Genomic DNA, 20,275 nt, shown 5'->3' on the forward strand with positions numbered 1-20,275 from the left:
CACATGTCATCAACGCAGCGATGATCGAGAATATCCAAGACATCGCCTACAAGAAGAGAGAGCGCCATGTCCTATCGCAAATCCGTCGCCGCCGCCCTCGTCGCCGCCACGTTCCTCGGTGGAGCCGCCTACGCCGCCGAGCAGGCGGCCAAGCCCGCCGCGATGCAGGAGACGCCGGCGCAGAAGGCGATCGACCAGGATGTCGGCAAGCTCTCGAAGGACGGCGCCCAGGCGTTCCGCGACATGCACCTCGCGCGCATCGCGATCTTCGACGCCGACCCGGCGCAGGCCAAGAGCCTGATCGGCAAGGCGCAGGCGGCACTCGCCAAGGCGAAGACGGACGACGCGGTGTTCACCAAGGCCGAGGCCGACCTCAAGACGCCCGCCGACATGGCGGCCGCGCCAGCGGCCCCGAAGGACAAGGCAGCGGCGGACGCCGCGGCGGCGCAGCCGGCCTCCAAGGACGCGGCGGCGAAGGACGCGACGGCCGCGGGCAAGGTCGCCTGGGTGCCGGTCGATGCCCAGATGACCCTCGGCGAGGATTTCGTCGCGACGCCCGAGAAGGCCTCGGCGGTCACCGAGGCAAACAAGAGCCTTGCCAAGGGCGACCAGAAGGGCGCGATCGAGAAGCTCAAGCTCGCCCATGTCGACGTGAACTTCGTGATGGCGGTGCTGCCCCTCGACAAGACCACCGCCGACGTGAACCAGGCCGCCACGCTGATCGGCCAGGGCAAGTACTACGAGGCGAACGCGGCGCTGAAGACCGCCGAGGACGGGATGCGCTTCGACGTGATCGACGCGGTCGGCCTGCCGCAGAAGGCCGCGGCGCACGCCGCCGCCAAGCCCGCGCCGCAGGGCAATGCGGGTGCGGCCGACGGCAAGGCGGCGACGAAGTAGGCGTGAGAGGCCGCGTCCGGCCCGGGACACCCTCCCGGGCCGGACGCCTCGCGCCGGGGCTGACGATCATGGGGAGGGCGTCGTGAGACAGGCGTGGCTCGCGGTCGTGGCACTGGCCCTGGCCGGGTCGATCCCGGTCGGGCCGGCCCTGGCACGGGGCGCGGGCTTTCCGGCCTTCTCCCCGGCCCGGTCCTGCGCGCTCGAACGGGCGCCCGGGCCCGACGCCTCGGCGGCGAGCGTTCGTGGCTGCCTGTCCGACGAGCGCGCCGCGCGGCGCACCCTGCGGCGGCGCTGGTCGGCCTTCCCGGACGCGGACCGGCGCGACTGCCTCGAGGACAGTGCGGTCGGCGGCACGCCCTCCTACGTCGCCCTGCTCACCTGCCTGCAGCTCGCCGACGGCACGCTGCCGCGCGCGCCGCCGCCGCTGCCGCTGCCGCGGTGATGGGCCGGGGTCTCAGCGGCGCCCGTGCACCAGGAGCGCCAAGCCGTAGCCCACGGCCCCGGCGACCAGCAGGGCGAGGAGCGGGGTCTCCTCGACGTACTGGGTGACGGTGCTGGCGCCGTGGCGCGCCGCGCGGCGACCCTGGTCGTAGGCGTCCTCGGCGTAGTCGCGGGCGGTGTCGGCGGCGTCGCGCAGGGTGTCGCGGGCCTCGCCGGCGAAGCGCTCGGCGTGCCCTTGCGCCTCGCGGAACCGGCCCTCGACCTGCGAGCGGTGGTCGCCGGCGAGGTCGCCGAGGGTCGATTGCACTTTGCCGCCGAGTTCGCGGGCCGCGCCGGTGATGCGATCCGTGTCGACCATCTGTCTCTCCCTTGCCGGAGCGTGCGCGAGGGGCGCGCCATGCCATGACAGGTGGGACGGATGGGCGGCGCGGCAATAGTTCTACGCATTCCGGCAGGCGGCCGCCCCCGAAAGAGGGCGGCCCCGCGGGCGACGTGATCAGTCGCGGTCGAGGACTTCCTTGGTGGCGACCGTGGTGTCGTCCTTCAGGCGGTAGACCAGCGGCACGCCGGTGGCGAGCTCGAGGCCGGGAATGGTCTCGGTGGTCAGCCCGTCGAGCACCATCACGAGGGCGCGCAGCGAGTTGCCGTGGGCGGCGACCAGCACCCGCTCGCCGCGCATCACCCGGGGCAGGATCTCCCGCATCGTGTAGGGCAGGACGCGGGCGACGGTGTCCTTCAGGCTCTCGCCGCCAGGCGGGGGCACGTCGTAGGAGCGACGCCAGACGTGGACCTGGTCCTCGCCCCACTTGGCGCGGGCGTCGTCCTTGTTGAGGCCCGAGAGGTCGCCGTAGTCGCGCTCGTTGAGGGCGGCGTCTGCGAAGGTCTGGAGGCCGGTCTGGCCGAGCTCCTCCAGGATCAGCGCGCAGGTGCGCTGGGCCCGGCCGAGGTCCGAGGTGAAGGCGACGTCGAACTGCACGCCCTTCGCCTTGAGCCGCCGCCCGGCGGCCCGCGCCTCCTCGACGCCGAGCTCGGTCAGCCCGGGGTCCTTCCAGCCGGTGAACAGGTTCTTCAGGTTCCACTCGCTCTGGCCGTGGCGCGCGAGGACGAGAAGACGCTCCATGATGCGTGTCGCTCCGTTGTCAGGGGTAGGGTTTTCAGAGGCCCAGCACGTCGTCCATGCCGTAGAAGCCGGGCTCGCGGGATTGCGCCCAGAGGGCGGCCTTGACGGCGCCGGCGGCGAACAGGCCGCGGTCGCTGGCGAGGTGGGTGAGCTCGATGCGCTCGCCGGCGCCGGCGAAGATCACGCTGTGCTCGCCGACGACGCTGCCGCCGCGCAGGGTGGCAAAGCCGATCGTGCCGGGCTCGCGCGGGCCGGTATGGCCGTCGCGCACCGCGACCTTGCGCTCGGACAGCGCCACGTTGCGGCCTTGCGCCGCGGCCTCGCCGAGCAGGAGCGCGGTGCCGGAGGGCGCATCCACCTTGTGGCGGTGGTGCATCTCCAGGATCTCGATGTCGAACTCGTCGCCGAGCGTGGCGGCGACCTTGCGCACGAGGCCGGCCAGCAGGTTGACCCCGAGCGACATGTTGCCCGACTGCACGATGCGGGCGTGAAACGACGCCGTCTTGAGCTTCGAGAAATCGTCCGGCGACAGGCCGGTGGTGCCGACGACGTGGACGATGCGCGCCTGGGCGGCGAGCTCGGCGTAGAACACCGTCGCGGCCGGCGCCGTGAAGTCGAGGACGCCGTCGGCCTCGGCGAAGACCGGCAGCGGATCGTCGGTGACGGGGACGCCGAGGGGCTGGAGCCCGGCGAGCGTGCCGGCATCCTGCCCGAGCGCGGGCGAACCCTCGCGCTCGATCGCGCCCGAGAGCGTGCAGCCCTCGGTGCCGGCCACGGCCTGGATCAGCATCCGCCCCATGCGCCCGGAGGCGCCGACGACGACGAGACGCATGGGTCACGCTCCTTCTGCGGCCGTCGCGGCGACGGCGTTCCGGCGCGGCGCGCCGCCGCGGGCCGGCTCAGGCCTCTCACGGGCCTCGTACAGGGGCGGGGCCATGCTGCCAAGGCTGCCCTGAGAGCAAGAGGCTGCCCCGCGAGCATGAGACTGCCCTGAGAGCAAGAGGCTGCCGGGAGAGATGGGCCGAGGCGGGGGGATATGCGCCGGGCCCGGAAGGCCCCATCTTATGCCGCAGTGCAGCATCGCGCCGGAGATCCCATGGCCTTTCGGTTCGTTCCCGGGCTCGGCTCCCGCCGCGCCGCCTCCGGCGCCGTGCGGATCCTGCGCGCCACCGCCAAGGCGAATGCCGCCGCGGCGCGCCGGACCGGAGCCCTGATGCAGCGCGGCGCCGAGGCGCTGAAGGCGAGCGTGCCGGCGCACGCGCCGCCGGGCCGCTTCATCGAGGTCGACGGGGTGCGGGTGCACGCGATCGTCCGCGGCAAGGGCCGGCCGGTGGTGCTGATCCACGGCAACGGCACGATGGCGGAGGATTTCGTCATCTGCGGCCTCGTCGACCAGCTCGCCAAGAGCTACCGGGTGATCGCGATCGACCGGCCCGGCTTCGGCCATACCGAGCGGCCGCGGCACTGGGTCTGGACCGCCGCCGCGCAGGCGCGGCTGATCGCCCACGTGCTCGCGGCGCTGAACGTCGAGCGGCCCGTCGTCGTCGGCCATTCCTGGGGCACCATCGTGTCCCTGGCGCTGGCGGTGCACGAGGGCGTCGACCTGCGCGGCCTCGTGCTGCTCTCCGGCTACTACTATCCGGGCCGCAGGACCGACGTGACGCTGATCGCGCCCCTCGCCGTGCCCGGCCTCGGCGACGCGGCCCGCGCCCTGGTGCCGGGGGCGGTCGGGCAGATGCTGGCGCCGAAGGTGTTTCGCCACGTGTTCAAGCCGCAGGCGGTGCCGGCCCGGTTCACCGCGCGCTTCCCCGTCGCGCTCTCGCTCTCGGCGACGCAGGGACGCGCGAGCGCCGAGGACACCGCCAGCATGAACACCGCCGTCGCCCTGATGCAGCCCCGCTACGCGGCTCTGAGGCTGCCGGTGGCGATCCTGTCGGGCGATGCCGACGCCGTCGTCGATCCGGCCGAGCAATCCTGCCGCCTGCACGCCGAGCTGGCGGGCAGCACCCTCACCCTGCTGCCCGGCCAGGGCCACATGATCCACTACTCGTCGAAGGCCCGGATCCTGCGGGCGGTCGAGGCGCAGATGGCGCTCAACGGCCGAACCCTGGCCTGGCGTTCGCGATGAGCGGTCCCAGCACGTCGGCGACGCCGGTGAGCGTGATCTGGGTGCCGACGCAGAGGAGCAGGAAGGCGGCGAGCCGCCCGAGCACCCGCGCCCGGGCGTGGCCGAGGCGCTCCACCAGCCGGTCGGCGGAGGCGTAGGCCGCGAGCACCATCGCGGCGATGACGAGGGAGGCGGCGGACGCGCCGGCGAGGTAGGCGATCCGGTCCGCCCCGCCCTCCGGCCGGCCGGCGCCGAGCGCGATCGCCACCGCGATGGTGCCGGGCCCGGTGGTGAAGGGCAGCGTCAGGGGGAAGAACGCCACCTCGGCGAGCGCGGCGGGCTCGGGGCCGGCCTCGCCGCCCTGAACCGGCTCGGCCTGGGCGGTCTTGCGGGCCTCGCGCTGCTCGGGCGCGGCGAGCAGATTCCAGGCCTGCGCCGCCACGACGAGGCCGCCGGCGATGCGAAGCGCCGCGAGCGAGATGCCGAAGAAGCTCAGGACCGAAGCCCCGGCCCAGAGCGAGACCAGCATCACGGCGGCGGCGTAGACGCCGATGCGGCGCGACAGCCAGGTACGGTCGGCGTGGCTGCGCCCGGCGGTGACCTGCGCGAAGATCAGCGCCGCGCCGGGCGGATTGACGATCGAGAACAGGGCCGAGAAGGCGAGGAGGAAGCTCTGGAGCGCGGCCTCCGCACCCGGGAACGGCATCACGCGCCCCCCGGCACGGGGGCGGGCACCGGCACCGGCGCCAGCACCCGGGGCCTCAGGCGCGCCGTCCGGCGGGCCTGGACCGCGACAGGACGGTGCAGCTGCTTCGTCGCCTCGACCACGTGCAGGCCGGCGAAGGGCAGGGACAGGCCGGTGCCGACCCGCTCCCAGGCGCTCGCGGTGCGCAAGGTGAGCCAGCCCTCGACGGGGGGCACGTAGAGCGTCTCGGCCCAGTCCTCGGGCGAGAACAGCGTGTCGCGCATCAGGCGGCCGAGCTGCGAGCGGCTGTAGGGCTGGCCGTGGCCGAAGGGCGTGGCGTCGCGCCGCGCCCACAGGCCGCGGCGGTTCGGCACCGCGACGATCAGCCGGCCGCCCGGGGTCAGCACGCGCCAGACCTCCTGCATCAGCTCGGCCGGGCTCTCCACCGCCTCGATGGCGTGGACCAGCAGCACCCGGTCGAGGGCGGCGTCGGGCAGCGGCATCATCGTCGGGTCGACGAGGCAGGAGGCCGAGCGGCCCGAGCCCGGCCATTGCGTCACCCCTTGCGTCGCCGGCATGAAGGCCAGCGTCCGCTCGGCGGCGTGGCGCACCGGCCCGAGATACGGCACCGCGTAGCCGAGCCCCATCACCCGCAAGCCCGAGACCGAGCCGAGCATGCGGTGGACCGTGCGGCCGACGAGCCGCTGCGCCACCGCCCCGAGGGGGCTGGCGTAGAAGGCGCGCAGGTCGGTGACGTCGAGGCTCATCGGTTCTCGGGGCGTGCGGCGCGAAAAAACGCCGTCGGGGCCATCAATGGGGAGTGGCGCGAAGCGCGGCAAGGCGTCAACCCGGCAAGGACCCGCGTGCTCCCCGCTATTCGCCGCCGACCAACTCGCGCGGCGGCCGCACTGCCCTATCTTCCGGCGGCGAGACCGCGTTTGGAAAGAGGCGCCGCCATGGCCGAGATCCGCCCCGAGATCCGCACCTTCCGGTGCCGGAGCGACAATATCGGCGTGCTGATGCGCGACCCCGAGACCGGCGCCTGCGCGGCGATCGACGTGCCGGAGGCGGCGGCCGTCCTGCGCGCCCTCGACGAGACCGGCTGGCGCCTCACCGACATCCTGGTCACCCACCGCCACGGCGACCACGTCGAGGGCATCCCGGAGGTCAAGGCGCGCACCGGCGCGCGGGTGACGGCGCCGGCGAAGGCCGGCTCGGCCGTGCCGCAGGTCGACGCCACGGTGCGCGAAGGCGACGTGGTGACGGTGGGCTCGTTCGCGGCGGCCGTGTGGGAGACGCCCGGCCATTGCGACGACCACGTCACCTACTGGTTCGAGGAGGCGGGCCTCGCATTCGCCGGCGACACCCTGTTCACCCTCGGCTGCGGCCGGGTGCTCGAGGGCCAGGCCCCGGCGCTGTGGCGCTCGCTGTCGCGCTTCCTGCCCCTGCCCGACGAGACCGTGATCTATTCCGGCCACGACTACGTCCTGTCGAACGCCCGCTTCGCGCTCGCCGCCGAGCCGGAGAACCAGAACCTCAAGGACCGGGCGGCGGTGGCCGAGAAGGCGAAGGCGGACGGCCGCTTCCTGGTGCCGACGACGTTGGGCGAGGAGAAGGCCACCAACCCGTTCCTGCGCGCCACCGAGCCGGCGCTCGCCCGCGCCGTCGGCATGGAGCCCGGCGCCGACCCGGCGGCGGTGTTCACGGCGCTGCGCGAGTGGAAGAACCGGTTCTGACGACCATGCAAAACCTGACCGCATCAGAGGTCGTGCGCCTGCTCGACCTCAAGCCCCATCCGGAGGGCGGGCACTATCGCGAGACCTTTCGCGATTCCCGCGAGATCGACGGGCGCCCGGCCTCGACGGCGATCTACTACCTGCTCGACATCGGCGAGACCTCGGAATGGCACCGGGTCGACGCGACCGAGGTGTGGCTGTGGCATGCAGGCGCCCCAATGGTGATCACCACCAGCCCCAACGGCCACGACGCCGAGGCGCGCCATCTCGGCCCCGACCTCGCCCGGGGCCACCGGCCGCAGATCGTGGTGCCGGCCCATCACTGGCAGACGGCGACCAGCCTCGGGGCCTGGACGCTGGTGAGCTGCACCGTGGCGCCGGGCTTCCGGTTCGAAGGGTTCGAGATGGCGCCGCCGGATTGGCGGCCGATGCCAAGGGGGTGAGAGTTTTTGTTGAGTGGGTCTCGTGCTGCGAACGCTCGCTACGGGTGGGGAGCGGACACCCGCCCGGCGGGATCAGTGATCCTTGGCGGTCGCTGGCGGCTGCATGAACTCAATCGTCGCGCCGTCAGGACCAACGGCGTAGATCACCCGCGTTCCAGCCCGCGCACCGCTCGCGATCGGTTGCGGCGTGCCTTGCGCCTTCCAGCCGTAGGCGGAAATCCGCATCAGGAGCGCGTCGATGTCATCGACCACAAGGGCCAGATGCGCGAAGCCCGGGTCGAACGGCTTGGCTGGCACGCTTGGTCGGTCCGGACCCTGATACTCCAGGAGTTCGATCGTCTGATCCGCCAGCGAAACGATCGCGAGGCGCACCTTCGCCCCATGCGCTCCGGTGACCTGACCGAGGAACTCGCCCCCCATCTCGCCCGTCCGCACGAGGCGTGCGCCGAGCCCATCGATCCAGAACCGAAGTGCCTCGTCGAGGGAGCCGACCGCGAAGCCGACATGATCGGCGCGCTGCACATGGATGCTCGTGTGTTCCGTCATGCAGGACGTTCTATCGGCAAAGGGGCCGCTCGTCCGCAATGGGTCGCGAGCAAACCTCAAGGCCGCGTCAATTCGAACGCATACCCGCGGTGCGCTATCGCCCCTCCGCCACCGCCTCCCGCCTTACCCCCGCCCGCGTCGCCACCAGCGCCCCGGCCACGATGAGCCCGCAGGCCAGCGCCAGCGACCACGTCGCCGGCGCGTAGCCCGCGGCAACCAGGATCAGGGTCGAGAGCACCGGCGCGGCGTAGGAGCCGACGCCGAGGAGGCGGATGTCGCCGCGCTTGACGCCGATGTCCCAGAGGTAGAACGCCGCCCCGACCGGGCCGAGGCCGAGCGCCGCGACCGCCGCCCATTGCGCCGTCCCTTGCGGCCACACCGTGCGCTCGAAGGCGAGGTGGCAGACGAGGCTCAAGGCGGCGGTGGCGAGGCAGAAGCCCGCGACCGCGTCGGTCGGCACCGCGCCGACCCGGCGCGACAGCACCGAGTACCCCGACCACACGAAGGCGCAGGCAAAGGCCGCGACGTAGCCCGGCACGGCGCCGGCCTCGAAGCTGAGCGAGCCGCGGCCGAGGAACAGCGCCACCACGCCGGCGAGCCCGAGAAGCGCCCCGCCGACATGGGTGGCGCGCAGCCCCCCCTCTCCCGGCAGCAGGGCGGAGAACAGGACGATCAGGAGCGGCCAGAGATAGTTGAGGAGCCCGGCCTCTGCCGGCGGCGCGAGGCGCAGGGCCGCGAAGTAGAGCGCGTGGTAGCCGAACAGCCCGCCGACTCCGAGCGCCCAGACCGCGAGCGGCTGGCGCAAGGCGGACAGCCCCGAGGGCCGCACGATCCAGCTGGCGCAGCCGAGGAGGCCGCCGACCAGGAAGGTCATGGCGGCGAGCTGGAACGGCGGCACCGCGCCGGAGGCGGCGGTGAACAGGGCGAGCAGCGACCAGAGCAGGATGGCGCCGGAGCCGATCAGGGTGGCGGAGCGGACGGTCATGGCAGGGGCCTAGCACGCCAGGGCCTGCCGGCTCACCCCGAAATCGGATAGGACACTGCATCCGCCAGAGGAGCGCGCCCTGATCGAACTCGCCCCCGGCCTGATCCACTATCCCGGCTACCTCGACGCCGCGGCGCAAGCAGCCCTCGCCGACGACCTCGCGATCGTGCTGCGCGAGGCGCCGCCCTTCACGCCGCGGATGCCGCGCACGGACAAGCCGTTCTCGGTGCGGATGACGAATTGCGGCCCCCTCGGCTGGGTCTCCGACCGGGCGGGCTACCGCTACCAGGCGACGCACCCCGAGACCGGCCGGCCCTGGCCGGCGATGCCGGCGGCGGTGACGCGGGCCTGGGCCGAGCTCGCCGGCTGTCCGGCGGAGCCCGAGGCCTGCCTCGTCAACCTCTACGCCCCCGTGACCCGGATGGGCCTGCACCAGGACCGGGACGAGGCGGAGTTCTCGGCCCCCGTCCTGTCGCTGTCCCTCGGGGCGACCGCGCTCTTCCGCTACGGCGGCCTCCAGCGCGCCGACCCGACCCGCTCGGTGCGGCTCGCCTCCGGCGACGCGCTGGTGATCGGCGGACCCTCGCGGCTGATCTTCCACGGCGTCGACCGCCTCATCCCGGCCGACCTGCTGGCGCCCGGGCCGGCCCTGCCCGGGGCGGTGGCAGCGGGCGGGCGCCTCAACCTGACCTTGCGGCGCGTCTCGGCGATCCGCCCCGCTTGACAGACCGGCGCGCACGGCCGACGCATCCGGCGAAGTCCCGAGACCCCGCCCGATCCCGGACGGCCCTCGCCAACCCAGAGACGAGCCTGATGCCGACGAGTCCCCTGTCGCTGCGCATTCGTTCGGTCCGCGTGCGTTCCTTGTCGCTGCGCGTGCTCGCGCTCCTCTCCCTCCTGGTCGCGCTGCCGGCCGGGGCGATGGCCGCCGATCCGGTCTACCCGCCGGGCTCGCGCTTCGGCTTCGAGCCGGCCAAGGACATGGTGGTGTCGCGCCGCTTCACCGGCTTCGAGCGGCCGGCCGGCGGCGCCACGGTCTCGGTGGTCGAGCTGCCGCCCCAGGCCTACAAGGACCTCACCGCCAACTTCACCGACGAGAACCTGAAGAGCCAGGGCCTCGTGGTGAAGACCCGCGAGACCCTGAAGCTCGCCGACGGCCGCGAGGGCCTGCTGTTCACCGGCGAGCAGCCGATCGAGCAGCCCGCCGGCACGCCGGCGCTGCACAAGTGGGTCTTCCTCGTCTCGGACCCGACGGTCACCGGCATCATCATCGGCCAGACCCTGCCGGCGGCCGAGTCCGACGAGGCGATGCGCGCGATGCTGACCAGCGTGCGGGTGCGCCCGGCCCTCACCCTCGACCAGCAGGTCGCGGCCCTGCCGTTCCGGGTCACCGAGACCGCGGGCTTCCGCCCGGTGCGGGTGCTCGGCGGCAACTCGGTGCTCTACACCGACGGGCCGAAGGACCAGATGATGAGCCTGGAGCAGCCGATCCTGGTGCTCGCCGAGGCGGTGCAGCCGGCCCCGTCGGCCGAGCAGCGCGACGCCTTCGCCAAGGCCGCGCTGTACTCGAACCAGACGATGAAGGACTTCGCGATCGAGCGCTCGCAGAGCTTCCGCCAGAACGGCGCCGACTGGCACGAGATCGTGGCGCGGGCCGTCGACGTGCCGTCGGGCGCGCCGGTGGTGGTGTCGCAGACCATCCGCTTCCAGCCCGACGGCTATTTCCGCGCCGTCGGCGTGGTGCGCGCCCAGGACCGCGAGGCGGTGCTGCCGCGCTTCCGCAAGGTGGTGGACGCGATCGCGTTCTGAGTGGGCCTGTTTGCGAGAGACCACCGATGTCGCTCGACGGTCTTTCCACCCTCCATCGTCATTCCGGGGCCGCGCAGCGGAGCCCGGAATCCAGAACCGCAGGGGTCGAAGAACAAAGCGGTCCGCTCTCCGCCGGCTCCTGAACCGTCAGCGGTTATGGATCCCGGGCTCCGCTGCGCGGCCCCGGGATGACGCGGAGGGTACGAAATCCCTGGAGGCGACGGCCCACCCGGACGACCGCGATGGAACTCAAGTGGATCGAGGACTTCCTGAGCCTCGCCGAGACGCGCAGCTTCTCGCGCTCGGCGGAGGCCCGCGCCGTCACCCAGTCGGCGTTCAGCCGGCGCATCCGCTCGCTCGAGGTCTGGCTCGGCACCGCGCTCCTCGACCGCAGCACCTACCCGATCACGCTCACCGCCGACGGGCGCCAGTTCCTCGAGACCGCCGAGGAGGTGGTGCGGCTCCTCACGCTCAGCCGAGCCGATTTCCGCGCCCGCAGCGACGGCGCCGGGCTGCCGGTGGTGACGATCACGACGCTGCACTCGCTCTGCCTGTCGTTCCTGCCGCGCTGGCTCGGGCGCATCCGTGACGCGCTGGGACCCGTGGCGAGCCGGGTGCTGCCGGACAACTTCAACATCTGCGTCCAGGCCCTGGTCGAGGGCGGCTACGACCTGCTCCTGACCTACCACCACCCGGGCATCCCGATCCCGCTCGATCCCGAGCGCTATCCCTGCCGGGTCGTCGGGCGCGACAGCCTGGCGGCGGTGGCCTCCCCGCGCGGGCTGGTGCCGGATGCGCGCGGCCGGCTGCCGCTGCTGCAATATTCCCGCGGCTCGTTCCTCGGGCGGCTGGCCGGCATCGCGCAATCCGCCGAGGACGCGCCGGCGACCTACCCGGTCCACACCAACGAGAACTCGATGGCCGAGGCCCTGCGCTCGATGGCGCTCGGCGGCCACGGCATCGCTTGGCTGCCGCGCAGCCTGGTGGCACCCGAGATCCGCGCCGGGGCGCTCACGGTCATCGGCCGCGAGATGCCGATGGACATCCGGCTCTACCGCAGCGCCGAGCGCCACCGCTCCTTCCTCGACGAGGTCTGGGCCGTCGCGGCGGAGGACCCGCCAAACTATTCGGATGCGGAATAGTTCCTGGCAAACATAGCATTGGCGCGGTGCCGCGGCCGGGATTATCCCGCCGCCATCCGGTGACGGCGCCGCGGTTAACCACGGAAATCGCCCCGTCCCCGGCCACAACCGCCCCTCCGACGCGGCCCTGCCGCCTGCGCGCCGCCTGGCGCGCCGGCTCGCGGCCGCGCGCCAGACATCCGCCAGGAGCCCGCCTTGACCGCCGAAGCGACCCGCATCGAACACGACCTTCTCGGCGACCGGGAGGTGCCTCGTTCCGCCTATTACGGCATCCACACCCTGCGCGCCGTCGAGAATTTTTCGATCACCGGCACGACGCTCGCGACCTGCCCCGACCTGATCCGGGCGCTCGCGGCGATCAAGCAGGCGGCGGCGCTCGCCAACCGCGAGCTCGGGCTGCTGGACGACGAGCGCTGCGACGCCATCGTGGCGGCCTGCCTCGAGATTCGCGGCGGCGCCCTGCACGACCAGTTCGTGGTCGACCAGATCCAGGGCGGGGCCGGCACCTCGACCAACATGAACGCCAACGAGGTGATCGCCAACCGGGCGCTCGAACTGCTCGGCAGCCCGCGTGGCGATTACGGCCGGCTGCACCCGAACGAGCACGTCAACATGGGGCAGAGCACCAACGACGTGTACCCGACGGCGCTCAAGATCGCCGGGATCGGGGCGATCCGCCGCCTCGTCGACGCGATGGCCGCCTTGCGCGCGAGCTTCGAGGCGAAGGCGCACGAGTTCCGCGACGTGCTCAAGATGGGCCGCACCCAGCTCCAGGACGCGGTGCCGATGACGCTCGGCCAGGAATTCGGCACTTATGCCCGGATGCTCGCCGAGGACGAGGCGCGCCTCGGCGAGGCCGAGCTGCTGATCCGCGAGATCAACCTCGGCGCCACCGCGATCGGCACCGGCATCACCGCCCATCCGCTCTATGCCGGCCTCGTGCGCGAGCGGCTCTCGACCATCACGGAGATCCCGCTCGTCACCGCGGAGGACCTGGTGGAGGCGACACAGGATTGCGGCGCCTTCGTGCAGGTCTCGGGCGTGCTCAAGCGCGTCGCCGTGAAGCTGTCGAAGACCTGCAACGACCTGCGCCTGCTCTCCAGCGGTCCTCGGGCGGGCTTCAACGAGATCAACCTGCCGGCGCGCCAGGCCGGCTCCTCGATCATGCCCGGCAAGGTCAACCCGGTGATCCCGGAAGTCGTCAACCAGGTCGCCTTCGAGGTGATCGGCAACGACGTCACCATCACCTTCGCGGCGGAAGCCGGCCAGCTCCAGCTCAACGCCTTCGAGCCGGTGATCGCCTACAGCCTGTTCCGCAGCCTCGCGCATCTCGAGGCGGCCTGCCGTACCCTCGACGTCCATTGCGTGCGCGGCATCACGGCGAACCGCGAGCGCCTGCGCGCCAGCGTCGAGAACTCGATCGGGATCGTCACCGCGCTCAATCCCTATATCGGCTATCGCAACGCCACGGCGATCGCCATGGAGGCGCATGCCACGGGCCGGGGCGTCTACGACCTCGTGCTCGAGAAGCGGCTGATGGCCAGGGACCAGCTCGACCGGGTGCTCCAGCCCGACCGGCTCACGCGCCCGCAGGCCCTGACGGCCATCTGATCCCGCGATCGATCGCACGGACGGAAACGCCAGACATCCGCGGGAAACCTCGGGCGCGCTCATCTCGCGCCCGGGGTCCTTCCCGCGCATCCGTTCACCCCTGGGAGGAACACGAACAATGGCACAGGTTGAATCGACCAAGAACTCGGGCCGGCTGACGCTCTATACCGGGATCGGGCTCGCCTTGGGCGTCGCCGTCGGCGCAGGTCTGCACGCCCTGGCGGGGAGCCCGGCCGAGGCCAAGGAGATCGCCGGGTACTTCACCATCGGCACCGACATCTTCCTGCGGCTCATCAAGATGATCATCGCGCCGCTGGTCTTCGCCACCATCGTGTCGGGCATCGCGAGCTTCGGCGACACCAAGGCGGTCGGGCGGGTCGCCGGCCTCGCCATGGGCTGGTTCCTCACCGCCTCGATCGTCTCGCTCTCGCTCGGCTTCCTCGTCGCCAACATCTTCCAGCCCGGCGCCAGCCTCGGCCTGCCGCTGCCGGATGCCGGCGCGCAGACCGGCCTCAAGGCCGCCTCGATCAACCTGCGCGAGTTCATCACCCACGTCTTCCCGACGAGCATCGTGTCGGCGATGGCGACGAACGAGGTGCTGCAGATCCTGGTCTTCTCGGTGTTCTTCGGCTCCGGCCTCAGCGCGATCGACCGGCGTTACGCCGACCCGATGGTGCACATGCTGAACGGGCTCGCTCAGGTGATGTTCAAGGTCACCGACGCGGTGATGAAGGTCGCGCCGCTCGCGGTCTTCGCCGCCATGGCCTCGGTCGTCACCATCCAGGGCCTCGGCGTGCTGATCGATTACGGCAAGTTCATCGCCGTGTTCTACCTCGGCCTCGCGGTATTGTGGGCGCTCCTCATCGGCGCCGGCTGGCTCGTGCTCGGCACCAGCGTCGTGCGGTTGCTGCGCCTCCTGCGCACCCCGATGATCGTCGCCTTCTCGACGGCGAGCAGCGAGGCCGCCTTCCCCCGCACCGTCGAGGTGCTGGAGAAATTCGGCGTGCGGCCCCGCGTCACCGGCTTCGTGCTGCCGCTCGGCTACTCGTTCAACCTCGACGGCTCGATGATGTACCAGGCCCTGGCCTCGCTGTTCATCGCCCAGGCCTTCGGCATCCATCTCGGCATCACCGAGCAGCTGACCATGCTGCTCGTCATGATGGTGACGAGCAAGGGCATCGCCGGCGTGCCGCGCGCCTCGCTGGTGGTGGTGGCCGCGACCGTGCCGATGTTCGGCCTGCCGGCCGCCGGCATCCTGCTCATCATGGGCGTCGACCAGATCCTCGACATGGGCCGCACCGTCACCAACGTCCTCGGCAACGGGCTCGCCACCGCCGCGGTCGCCCGCTGGCGGGGCGAGATGGACGAGGGGACGGACGAGGCGGTGGCAGCGCCCGCTGCCGTCGCGATGCCGGCCAGCAAGGCGGCGTGAAGGAGGCTGGCGGTCGTCGATGACGGCCGATCCGATGACCTCACTCTTCGAAGCCCGTTCTATGCGGGCTGCGGGACTTGAAACCCGCACTGTCATCCCGGGCTCGCCAGAGGCGAGAACCCGGGATCCATCACCGCTGACGGTGCCGGATGAGGCGCCCGGCGCTCCTCATCTTCCTCAATCGTCAGCGGGTATCGATCCCGGGTTCCGCGGCTCGGCCCCGGGATGACACAGAGGATTTGATGACCGTCGGCCGGAACGCGCCCGCCGGTCCGCCCTACCCCACCCCCGCCAGCACCTCGACGACCTTCTCGGGGTTCGGCACCTCGACGTCGTGCGGGACTGCCAGCTCGCGGTACTGCCATCCGGCCTTGGCCTTCGCCCGCTGCCGGCTCGGCTCGATGGAGGCCAGAGCCGGGTTGGTGTAGGCGACGTAGGTGACCGGCAGGCCGGCGCCCGCCGGCTTCGTCAGTCGCACCGGACTCTCGTAGGTGCCGATCGGGTGCGGCCGCAGGCGCTGCATGAACCAGTCCTTGGCCGGCCCTGCGGGAATCGGAAAGGCCTCCGGGCCGGGCACCGGCAGCGCCACGCCCGCGCCCTGCTCCAGCGCCACCTTGCGCCGGGCGTCCGCCATGCCGGCGGGCAGGATCGTGAAGGCGGTGTCGCCGTTCTCGGGGATCAGCGCGTCGAGGTAGACGATGTGGCGGATCCGGTCGGTCATCCGGTCGGCGACTCCGGTGACCGCCATGCCGCCGTAGGAATGCCCGACCAGGACGATGTCGCGCAGGTCCTCCAGGGCGATCAGGCTCGCCACGTCCTCGATGTGGGTGTCGACCGTGATCTGGCGCGACAGGAGGTGGCTGCGCTCGCCGAGCCCGGTCTGCGTCGGCGTGTAGACCCGGTGGCCCTGTTGCCGCAGGCCGGCGGCGACGTCGCGCCAGATCCAGCCGCCGCCATAGGCGCCATGGACGAGCACGTAGGTCTTCGGGGCGGCGCCCTGCGCCTGCGCGGCGCCCGACGCGAGGGCGGCGGCACCGAGGGCGGAGACGCCCGCCAGGGCGGTTCTGCGGTTGACGGTCATGCCGTGGTTCCTCCCGATATGGTTCTTGCCGATATGGTTCTTGCCGGTGTGGTTCTTGCCGGTGTTCGGTCTTGAGAGCGTTGTAACGGCCCCGCGTCCCAAATCCATCGGCCAAGCTCCATGGCGAGGGCATGCGTGGGTTGCGGCTCGCGCCCGGCGCCCGCGGTGCTATGGAGGGAGCACCGAGACATTTCCCCCGACACGAGGGCACGCCCGACCGATGACCCACGCGGAGACCACCCCACCGGACCTCTCGGCCACGCTGTCGCCGCGGATGCGCGGCATCGGCACGAGCCAGATCGGCCTCGTCGCCGACCGCGGCCGGGACGATCCCGAGGTGGTCAAGCTGTGGATCGGCGAGGGCGACCTGCCGACGCCGCCCTTCATCGTCGAGGCGGCCCACAAGGCCATGCTGGCGGGGCATACCCGCTACGCCACGTCGCTGGGCCTGCCGCGCCTGCGGGAGGCCCTGAGCGCCTACCACGCCCGACACTGGGACGTGGACGTGCCGCCCGAGCGCTTCGCCGTCACCGCCGGCGGCATGAACGCGATCATGCAGGCGGCCCAAGCCCTGCTGGAGCCCGGCGACGAGATCATCATCCCCTCCCCGGCCTGGCCGAACCTTGCGGAAGCCGTGCGCATTACCGGCGGTGTGCCGGTGACGGTGCCCTACCGGGTGCAAGGGGACGGGCGCTTCGCCCTGCCGCTCGCCGACATCGAGGCGGCGATCACCCCGCGCACCCGCGTCATCGTGGTGAACTCGCCCTCGAACCCGACCGGCTGGATCATGCCGCTCGACGAGATGAAGGCGCTTCGCGATCTCGCCCGGGCGCGCGGCCTGTGGATCATCGCCGACGAGGTCTACGCCCACTTCACCTACGGCAACGCCATCGCGCCGTCCTTCCTGCAGATCTGCACCGAGGACGACCGGCTGGTCGTCACCAACACCTTCTCGAAGAACTGGGCGATGACCGGCTGGCGCGCCGGCTGGCTGATCGCCCCGCGCGGGCTCGGGCCCACCTTCGCCAAGCTCGGCCAGTACAACACCACCTCGATCCCGACCTTCATCCAGCACGCCGCCGTGACGGCGCTCGAGGAAGGCGACGGCTTCATCCGCCAGATGGTCGCGCGCTGCGCCGAGAGCCGCGAGATCCTGGTCGCCGGCCTCTCGCGGCTCCCCGGCGTCACCGTGTCGGTGCCGGAGGGCGCGTTCTACCTGATGGCTCGGGTCGCCGGACCCGGCACCCCGCGCCCCGAGGAGACCAGCCTCGGCCTCGCCTTCCGGCTCCTCGAGGAGGCGAAGGTCGGCGTCGCGCCCGGCACCGCCTTCGGGCCGGAGGGCGAGGGCTTCGTCCGCCTGTGCTTCGCCATCAGCCCCGGCCTCGCCCGGGAGGCGGTCGCCCGCCTCACCCCCGTCCTCGGCCGCTGACGGGAGCGCTGTCGATGTCCGAACCGATCGCCTTCCTGGGCAACCTCGACGCGGAGGAGGAGGCCGACTTCCTGGCGGCCCTGTCCGCGGCGATGCCCGAGGAGACCATCCGGCCGTTCCGGACCCTGGACGCGCAGGAGCGCGCCGGTATCCGGATCGCGATCGTCGCCAATCCCGATCCGGCCGAGGTGGCGCTGCTGCCGAACCTCGCCTGGATCCACAGCCTGTGGGCCGGGGTCGAGCGTCTGGTGCGCGATCTCAAGGGCAGCGGCGTGCCGATCGTCCGCCTGATCGACCCCGAGCTCGCCCGCACCATGGCCGAGGCGGTGCTGGCCTGGACCTACTACCTCCAGCGCGACATGCCGGCCTACCGGCGCCAGCAGGAGGCCGGGACCTGGCGCCAGATCGCCTACCGGCCGCCGGCCGAGGTCGCCGTCGGGCTCCTCGGCCTCGGGGCGCTCGGGAGCGCGGCGGCCGGGCGCCTGGCGGGAGCGGGCTTCCGGGTCGCGGCCTGGAGCCGCTCGCCCAAGGAACTGCCTCCCGGAGTGACCGGATTTTCCGGGCCGGACGGCCTGGCGGGCCTGCTCGCGGAAAGCGACATCGCCGTCTGCCTGCTGCCGCTGACCGACGAAACGCGGGGCCTCCTCGATGCCGGGCGGCTCGCCGCGATAAAGCCGGGGGCGGCGCTGATCAATTTCGGCCGCGGGCCGATCGTCGCGACCGATGCGCTCCTCGCCGCCCTCGATCGGGGCCAGCTCTCGCACGCGGTGCTCGACGTGTTCGAGGTCGAGCCGCTGCCGCCCGATTCGCCCCTGTGGCGCCATCCCGGGGTGACCGTGCTGCCGCACATCTCCGGCCCGACCACCCCGGCGAGCGCGGCCGCGATCGTCGCCGGCAACGTGCGCGCCTATCGCGGCACGGGGCGGATCCCGGCCGCCGTGGACGTGGCGCGGGGCTACTGAGGGCTTGGTCGATCGGCCCCCGCAGCCTCGTCAGCCCTCCGGGTCATGGCAGGTCCGCTGCCTCGGTCTCGCCGTCGAGGCCCCGCCCCGGGCCCGTCGCGCCTCCCCCATCCCGCATGCCGGACATTCCGCGGTCCGGCCGGGTGGCCGCCGGTGCACCCGGCGCAGATTTCGGGCGTTGGCCGAGGCGACGCACCGGGGGATCCGCGCATGGGCAATCGTGACATCGTCGTCATCGGCGGTTCGTCGGGGGCGACGACGCCGCTGCGGACGATCCTCGGCGCCCTGCCGGCGGACTTTCCCGCCGCCCTGTTCGTCGTGCTGCACATTCCCGCCCGCAGCCTCGGCCTGCTCGCGACCGTGACCGCCGCGGCAGGCCGCCTGCCGGTCCGCGCGGCGGTCGACGGCATGGCGATCCGGCCCGGCACCATCACCCTCGGCGTGCCGGACCACCACCTCATCCTGACCGAGACCGGGATCCGGCTCGGGCGCGGGCCGCGCGAGAACATGGCGCGGCCCTCCATCGACCCGCTGTTCCGCTCGGCGGCCGCGGCCTACGGGCCCCGGGTCATCGGCATCCTGCTGAGCGGCCTGCTCAACGACGGCGCCTCGGGCCTGGAGGCGATCAAACGCTGCGGCGGCCTCACGCTGGTGCAGGATCCCGCCGACGCCCTGGCCGACGAGATGCCGCGCAGCGCCCTCGAGGCCCTGGAGGTCGACCTCACCCTGCCGGCCGCCCGCATCGGCGACGTGCTGTCGGAGCTGGTGCGCGATCCCGCCGGGCCGCCGCTGCCGGTCTCGCCGGAGCTTCGCCTCGAGGTCGACATCGCGGCGGGCGAGCGCATCGACAGCGACGTGCTGCGCCGCCTCGCCGATCCAGCGCCGATCACCTGCCCGCAATGCGGCGGCGTCCTCTCGCAAATGCGCAACGCCCGGCCCCTGCGGTTCCGCTGCCAGGTCGGCCACGCCTACTCGGCCGAGGCGGTGGCCAAGGAGCAGGAGAATGCCGTCGACGAGGCGATGCGGGTGGCCCTGCGCATCGTCGAGGAGCGGGCGGAGCTCGTCCGGCGCATGGCCCGGGACGCGCGCGAGGCCGGGCGCACCGCCGTCGCCGCGATGTACGAGGAGCGCGCCGCCGAGTACCGCCGCTACGCCGAGACGATCCGCAAGGCGGTCCTCCTCAAGATGCCCTCGCCCGAGCCCTCGGGCGACGAGGGCGCGCAGGAAGCCTGACGCGGCCTCACCCCGCGACCGCGGCGCGGGCCGCCTCGATCAGGTCGCCGGCCAGCGCCTCGTCGTCGACCGCCCGGGCGAGGACGACCGCGCCGACGAGGGTCGAGAGCTGCGCCAGAGACCGCTGCCGGCGGCGCTCCTTGGATGCCCTGGGGGTCAGGTCGGCGAGGAGCCCGGCGAGGTGCCGGACGCCGTGGCTGAAGCGCGCCCGCACGGCGCTGCCCGGGGGCTCGCGCGCGACGTCGTTGGCGAGCGCCGCGAGGGGGCAGCCCCGGCCGGGGGTCCGGACGTGCTCGGCCGAGAGGTAGTTCGCGACGAGGGCGTCGAGCACCCCGCGGTACTCCTCGGCGAGGGCCGCGTCGAACGCCTCGACCGCGAGCGCGTCCTTGCTGGCGAACTGGCCGTAGAATCCGCCATGGGTGAGGCCGGCCGCCGCCATGATGTCGGCGACGCCGACGCCGTGCAGGCCCCGCTCACGGAACAGCGCCGCCGCCACCTCCACCACCCGCTGACGATTGAGCTTGGCCTGCTCCTGCGAGACTCTCGGCATCCTCGCCTCCTTGGCTTCCAGCGGCTTCATATATGCCGTGCGTCATGCATCGCGCGTTCCATGGCG

Annotated in this window: 22 protein-coding genes; 13 read left to right on the forward strand and 9 right to left on the reverse strand. The window is 72.5% G+C overall.

Annotation, left to right across the window (positions count from 1 at the left end; translation table 11 throughout):
- Positions 1-66 precede the first annotated feature (66 nt).
- Entirely contained in the window at positions 67-897 is an 831-nt protein-coding gene (locus ACS5PV_RS15090) for a YfdX family protein (protein ID WP_455396143.1), read from the forward strand.
- 82 nt (positions 898-979) lie between these two features.
- Positions 980-1,339, forward strand: a complete 360-nt coding sequence (locus ACS5PV_RS15095; protein WP_455396144.1) for a hypothetical protein — start codon at positions 980-982, stop codon at positions 1,337-1,339.
- A gap of 12 nt (positions 1,340-1,351) precedes the next feature.
- On the opposite strand, the gene ACS5PV_RS15100 is transcribed toward ACS5PV_RS15095, so the two are convergent.
- The 3 genes from ACS5PV_RS15100 to dapB all read right to left on the reverse strand — a co-directional run bounded on the left by ACS5PV_RS15100 (position 1,352) and on the right by dapB (position 3,290).
- Positions 1,352-1,696, reverse strand: coding sequence for a CsbD family protein (locus ACS5PV_RS15100; RefSeq protein WP_455396145.1), 345 nt, complete (start codon positions 1,694-1,696; stop codon positions 1,352-1,354).
- 138 nt (positions 1,697-1,834) lie between these two features.
- A complete protein-coding gene (locus ACS5PV_RS15105) occupies positions 1,835-2,458 on the reverse strand; it encodes a 2,3-bisphosphoglycerate-dependent phosphoglycerate mutase (RefSeq protein WP_455396146.1) in 624 nt (207 codons plus the stop codon).
- Positions 2,459-2,492: 34 nt separating this feature from the next.
- Complete coding sequence (gene dapB / locus ACS5PV_RS15110; RefSeq protein WP_455396147.1) at positions 2,493-3,290, reverse strand: 4-hydroxy-tetrahydrodipicolinate reductase; 798 nt, start codon at positions 3,288-3,290, stop codon at positions 2,493-2,495.
- 264 nt (positions 3,291-3,554) lie between these two features.
- On the opposite strand from dapB, the gene ACS5PV_RS15115 reads away from it, so the two are divergent.
- On the forward strand, positions 3,555-4,586 hold the full coding sequence (locus tag ACS5PV_RS15115; protein ID WP_455396148.1) for an alpha/beta fold hydrolase: 1,032 nt from the start codon (positions 3,555-3,557) through the stop codon (positions 4,584-4,586).
- Here the strand turns inward: ACS5PV_RS15115 and ACS5PV_RS15120 are convergent.
- Both ACS5PV_RS15120 and ACS5PV_RS15125 read right to left on the reverse strand, forming a co-directional pair.
- Positions 4,552-5,274, reverse strand: coding sequence for a MarC family protein (locus ACS5PV_RS15120; RefSeq protein ID WP_455396149.1), 723 nt, complete (start codon positions 5,272-5,274; stop codon positions 4,552-4,554). The two genes, ACS5PV_RS15115 and ACS5PV_RS15120, sit on opposite strands and share 35 nt — an antisense overlap.
- Positions 5,271-6,017: a methyltransferase domain-containing protein gene (locus ACS5PV_RS15125; protein ID WP_455396150.1), complete on the reverse strand. Its 747-nt coding sequence runs from the start codon at positions 6,015-6,017 to the stop codon at positions 5,271-5,273. The genes ACS5PV_RS15120 and ACS5PV_RS15125 overlap by 4 nt, the downstream gene beginning before the upstream one ends.
- A 189-nt stretch (positions 6,018-6,206) precedes the next feature.
- On the opposite strand from ACS5PV_RS15125, the gene gloB reads away from it, so the two are divergent.
- Both gloB and ACS5PV_RS15135 read left to right on the forward strand, forming a co-directional pair.
- Positions 6,207-6,986: a hydroxyacylglutathione hydrolase gene (gene gloB, locus ACS5PV_RS15130; RefSeq protein WP_455396151.1), complete on the forward strand. Its 780-nt coding sequence runs from the start codon at positions 6,207-6,209 to the stop codon at positions 6,984-6,986.
- Positions 6,987-6,991: 5 nt separating this feature from the next.
- Positions 6,992-7,429 (forward strand): cupin domain-containing protein, encoded by a 438-nt coding sequence (locus tag ACS5PV_RS15135; protein ID WP_455396152.1) that lies wholly within the window; start codon positions 6,992-6,994, stop codon positions 7,427-7,429.
- Between the two features lie 72 nt (positions 7,430-7,501).
- On the opposite strand, the gene ACS5PV_RS15140 is transcribed toward ACS5PV_RS15135, so the two are convergent.
- Both ACS5PV_RS15140 and yddG read right to left on the reverse strand, forming a co-directional pair.
- On the reverse strand, positions 7,502-7,975 hold the full coding sequence (locus tag ACS5PV_RS15140) for a VOC family protein (protein WP_455396153.1): 474 nt from the start codon (positions 7,973-7,975) through the stop codon (positions 7,502-7,504).
- A gap of 94 nt (positions 7,976-8,069) precedes the next feature.
- Complete coding sequence (gene yddG / locus ACS5PV_RS15145; protein WP_455396154.1) at positions 8,070-8,960, reverse strand: aromatic amino acid exporter YddG; 891 nt, start codon at positions 8,958-8,960, stop codon at positions 8,070-8,072.
- 79 nt (positions 8,961-9,039) lie between these two features.
- Between yddG and ACS5PV_RS15150 the strand changes: the two genes are divergently transcribed.
- From ACS5PV_RS15150 to ACS5PV_RS15170, 5 genes are all read left to right on the forward strand, one after another.
- The gene (locus tag ACS5PV_RS15150) at positions 9,040-9,684 is read left to right on the forward strand and encodes an alpha-ketoglutarate-dependent dioxygenase AlkB (protein WP_455396222.1); all 645 of its coding nucleotides are present in this window, start codon (positions 9,040-9,042) and stop codon (positions 9,682-9,684) included.
- A gap of 89 nt (positions 9,685-9,773) precedes the next feature.
- Positions 9,774-10,769 (forward strand): hypothetical protein, encoded by a 996-nt coding sequence (locus ACS5PV_RS15155; RefSeq protein WP_455396155.1) that lies wholly within the window; start codon positions 9,774-9,776, stop codon positions 10,767-10,769.
- A gap of 242 nt (positions 10,770-11,011) precedes the next feature.
- Positions 11,012-11,911, forward strand: coding sequence for a LysR family transcriptional regulator (locus ACS5PV_RS15160; protein ID WP_455396156.1), 900 nt, complete (start codon positions 11,012-11,014; stop codon positions 11,909-11,911).
- 195 nt (positions 11,912-12,106) lie between these two features.
- Positions 12,107-13,522, forward strand: coding sequence for an aspartate ammonia-lyase (aspA, locus tag ACS5PV_RS15165; protein WP_455396157.1), 1,416 nt, complete (start codon positions 12,107-12,109; stop codon positions 13,520-13,522).
- A 118-nt stretch (positions 13,523-13,640) separates the two neighbouring features.
- Positions 13,641-14,954: a dicarboxylate/amino acid:cation symporter gene (locus tag ACS5PV_RS15170; protein WP_455396158.1), complete on the forward strand. Its 1,314-nt coding sequence runs from the start codon at positions 13,641-13,643 to the stop codon at positions 14,952-14,954.
- A 277-nt stretch (positions 14,955-15,231) separates the two neighbouring features.
- On the opposite strand, the gene ACS5PV_RS15175 is transcribed toward ACS5PV_RS15170, so the two are convergent.
- Positions 15,232-16,035 (reverse strand): alpha/beta fold hydrolase, encoded by an 804-nt coding sequence (locus ACS5PV_RS15175; RefSeq protein ID WP_455396159.1) that lies wholly within the window; start codon positions 16,033-16,035, stop codon positions 15,232-15,234.
- 220 nt (positions 16,036-16,255) lie between these two features.
- Here ACS5PV_RS15175 and ACS5PV_RS15180 point away from each other — a divergent pair, with 220 nt between their 5' ends.
- The 3 genes from ACS5PV_RS15180 to ACS5PV_RS15190 all read left to right on the forward strand — a co-directional run bounded on the left by ACS5PV_RS15180 (position 16,256) and on the right by ACS5PV_RS15190 (position 19,659).
- Positions 16,256-17,464: a pyridoxal phosphate-dependent aminotransferase gene (locus tag ACS5PV_RS15180; protein WP_455396160.1), complete on the forward strand. Its 1,209-nt coding sequence runs from the start codon at positions 16,256-16,258 to the stop codon at positions 17,462-17,464.
- Positions 17,465-17,478: 14 nt separating this feature from the next.
- Positions 17,479-18,426, forward strand: coding sequence for a 2-hydroxyacid dehydrogenase (locus ACS5PV_RS15185; RefSeq protein WP_455396161.1), 948 nt, complete (start codon positions 17,479-17,481; stop codon positions 18,424-18,426).
- Positions 18,427-18,636: 210 nt separating this feature from the next.
- A complete protein-coding gene (locus ACS5PV_RS15190) occupies positions 18,637-19,659 on the forward strand; it encodes a chemotaxis protein CheB (RefSeq protein ID WP_455396162.1) in 1,023 nt (340 codons plus the stop codon).
- A gap of 7 nt (positions 19,660-19,666) precedes the next feature.
- Here the strand turns inward: ACS5PV_RS15190 and ACS5PV_RS15195 are convergent, their stop codons facing one another.
- Positions 19,667-20,209: a TetR/AcrR family transcriptional regulator gene (locus ACS5PV_RS15195; RefSeq protein WP_455396163.1), complete on the reverse strand. Its 543-nt coding sequence runs from the start codon at positions 20,207-20,209 to the stop codon at positions 19,667-19,669.
- Positions 20,210-20,275: the final 66 nt, after the last annotated feature.

The organism is Methylobacterium sp. Gmos1 (genome assembly GCF_053764715.1).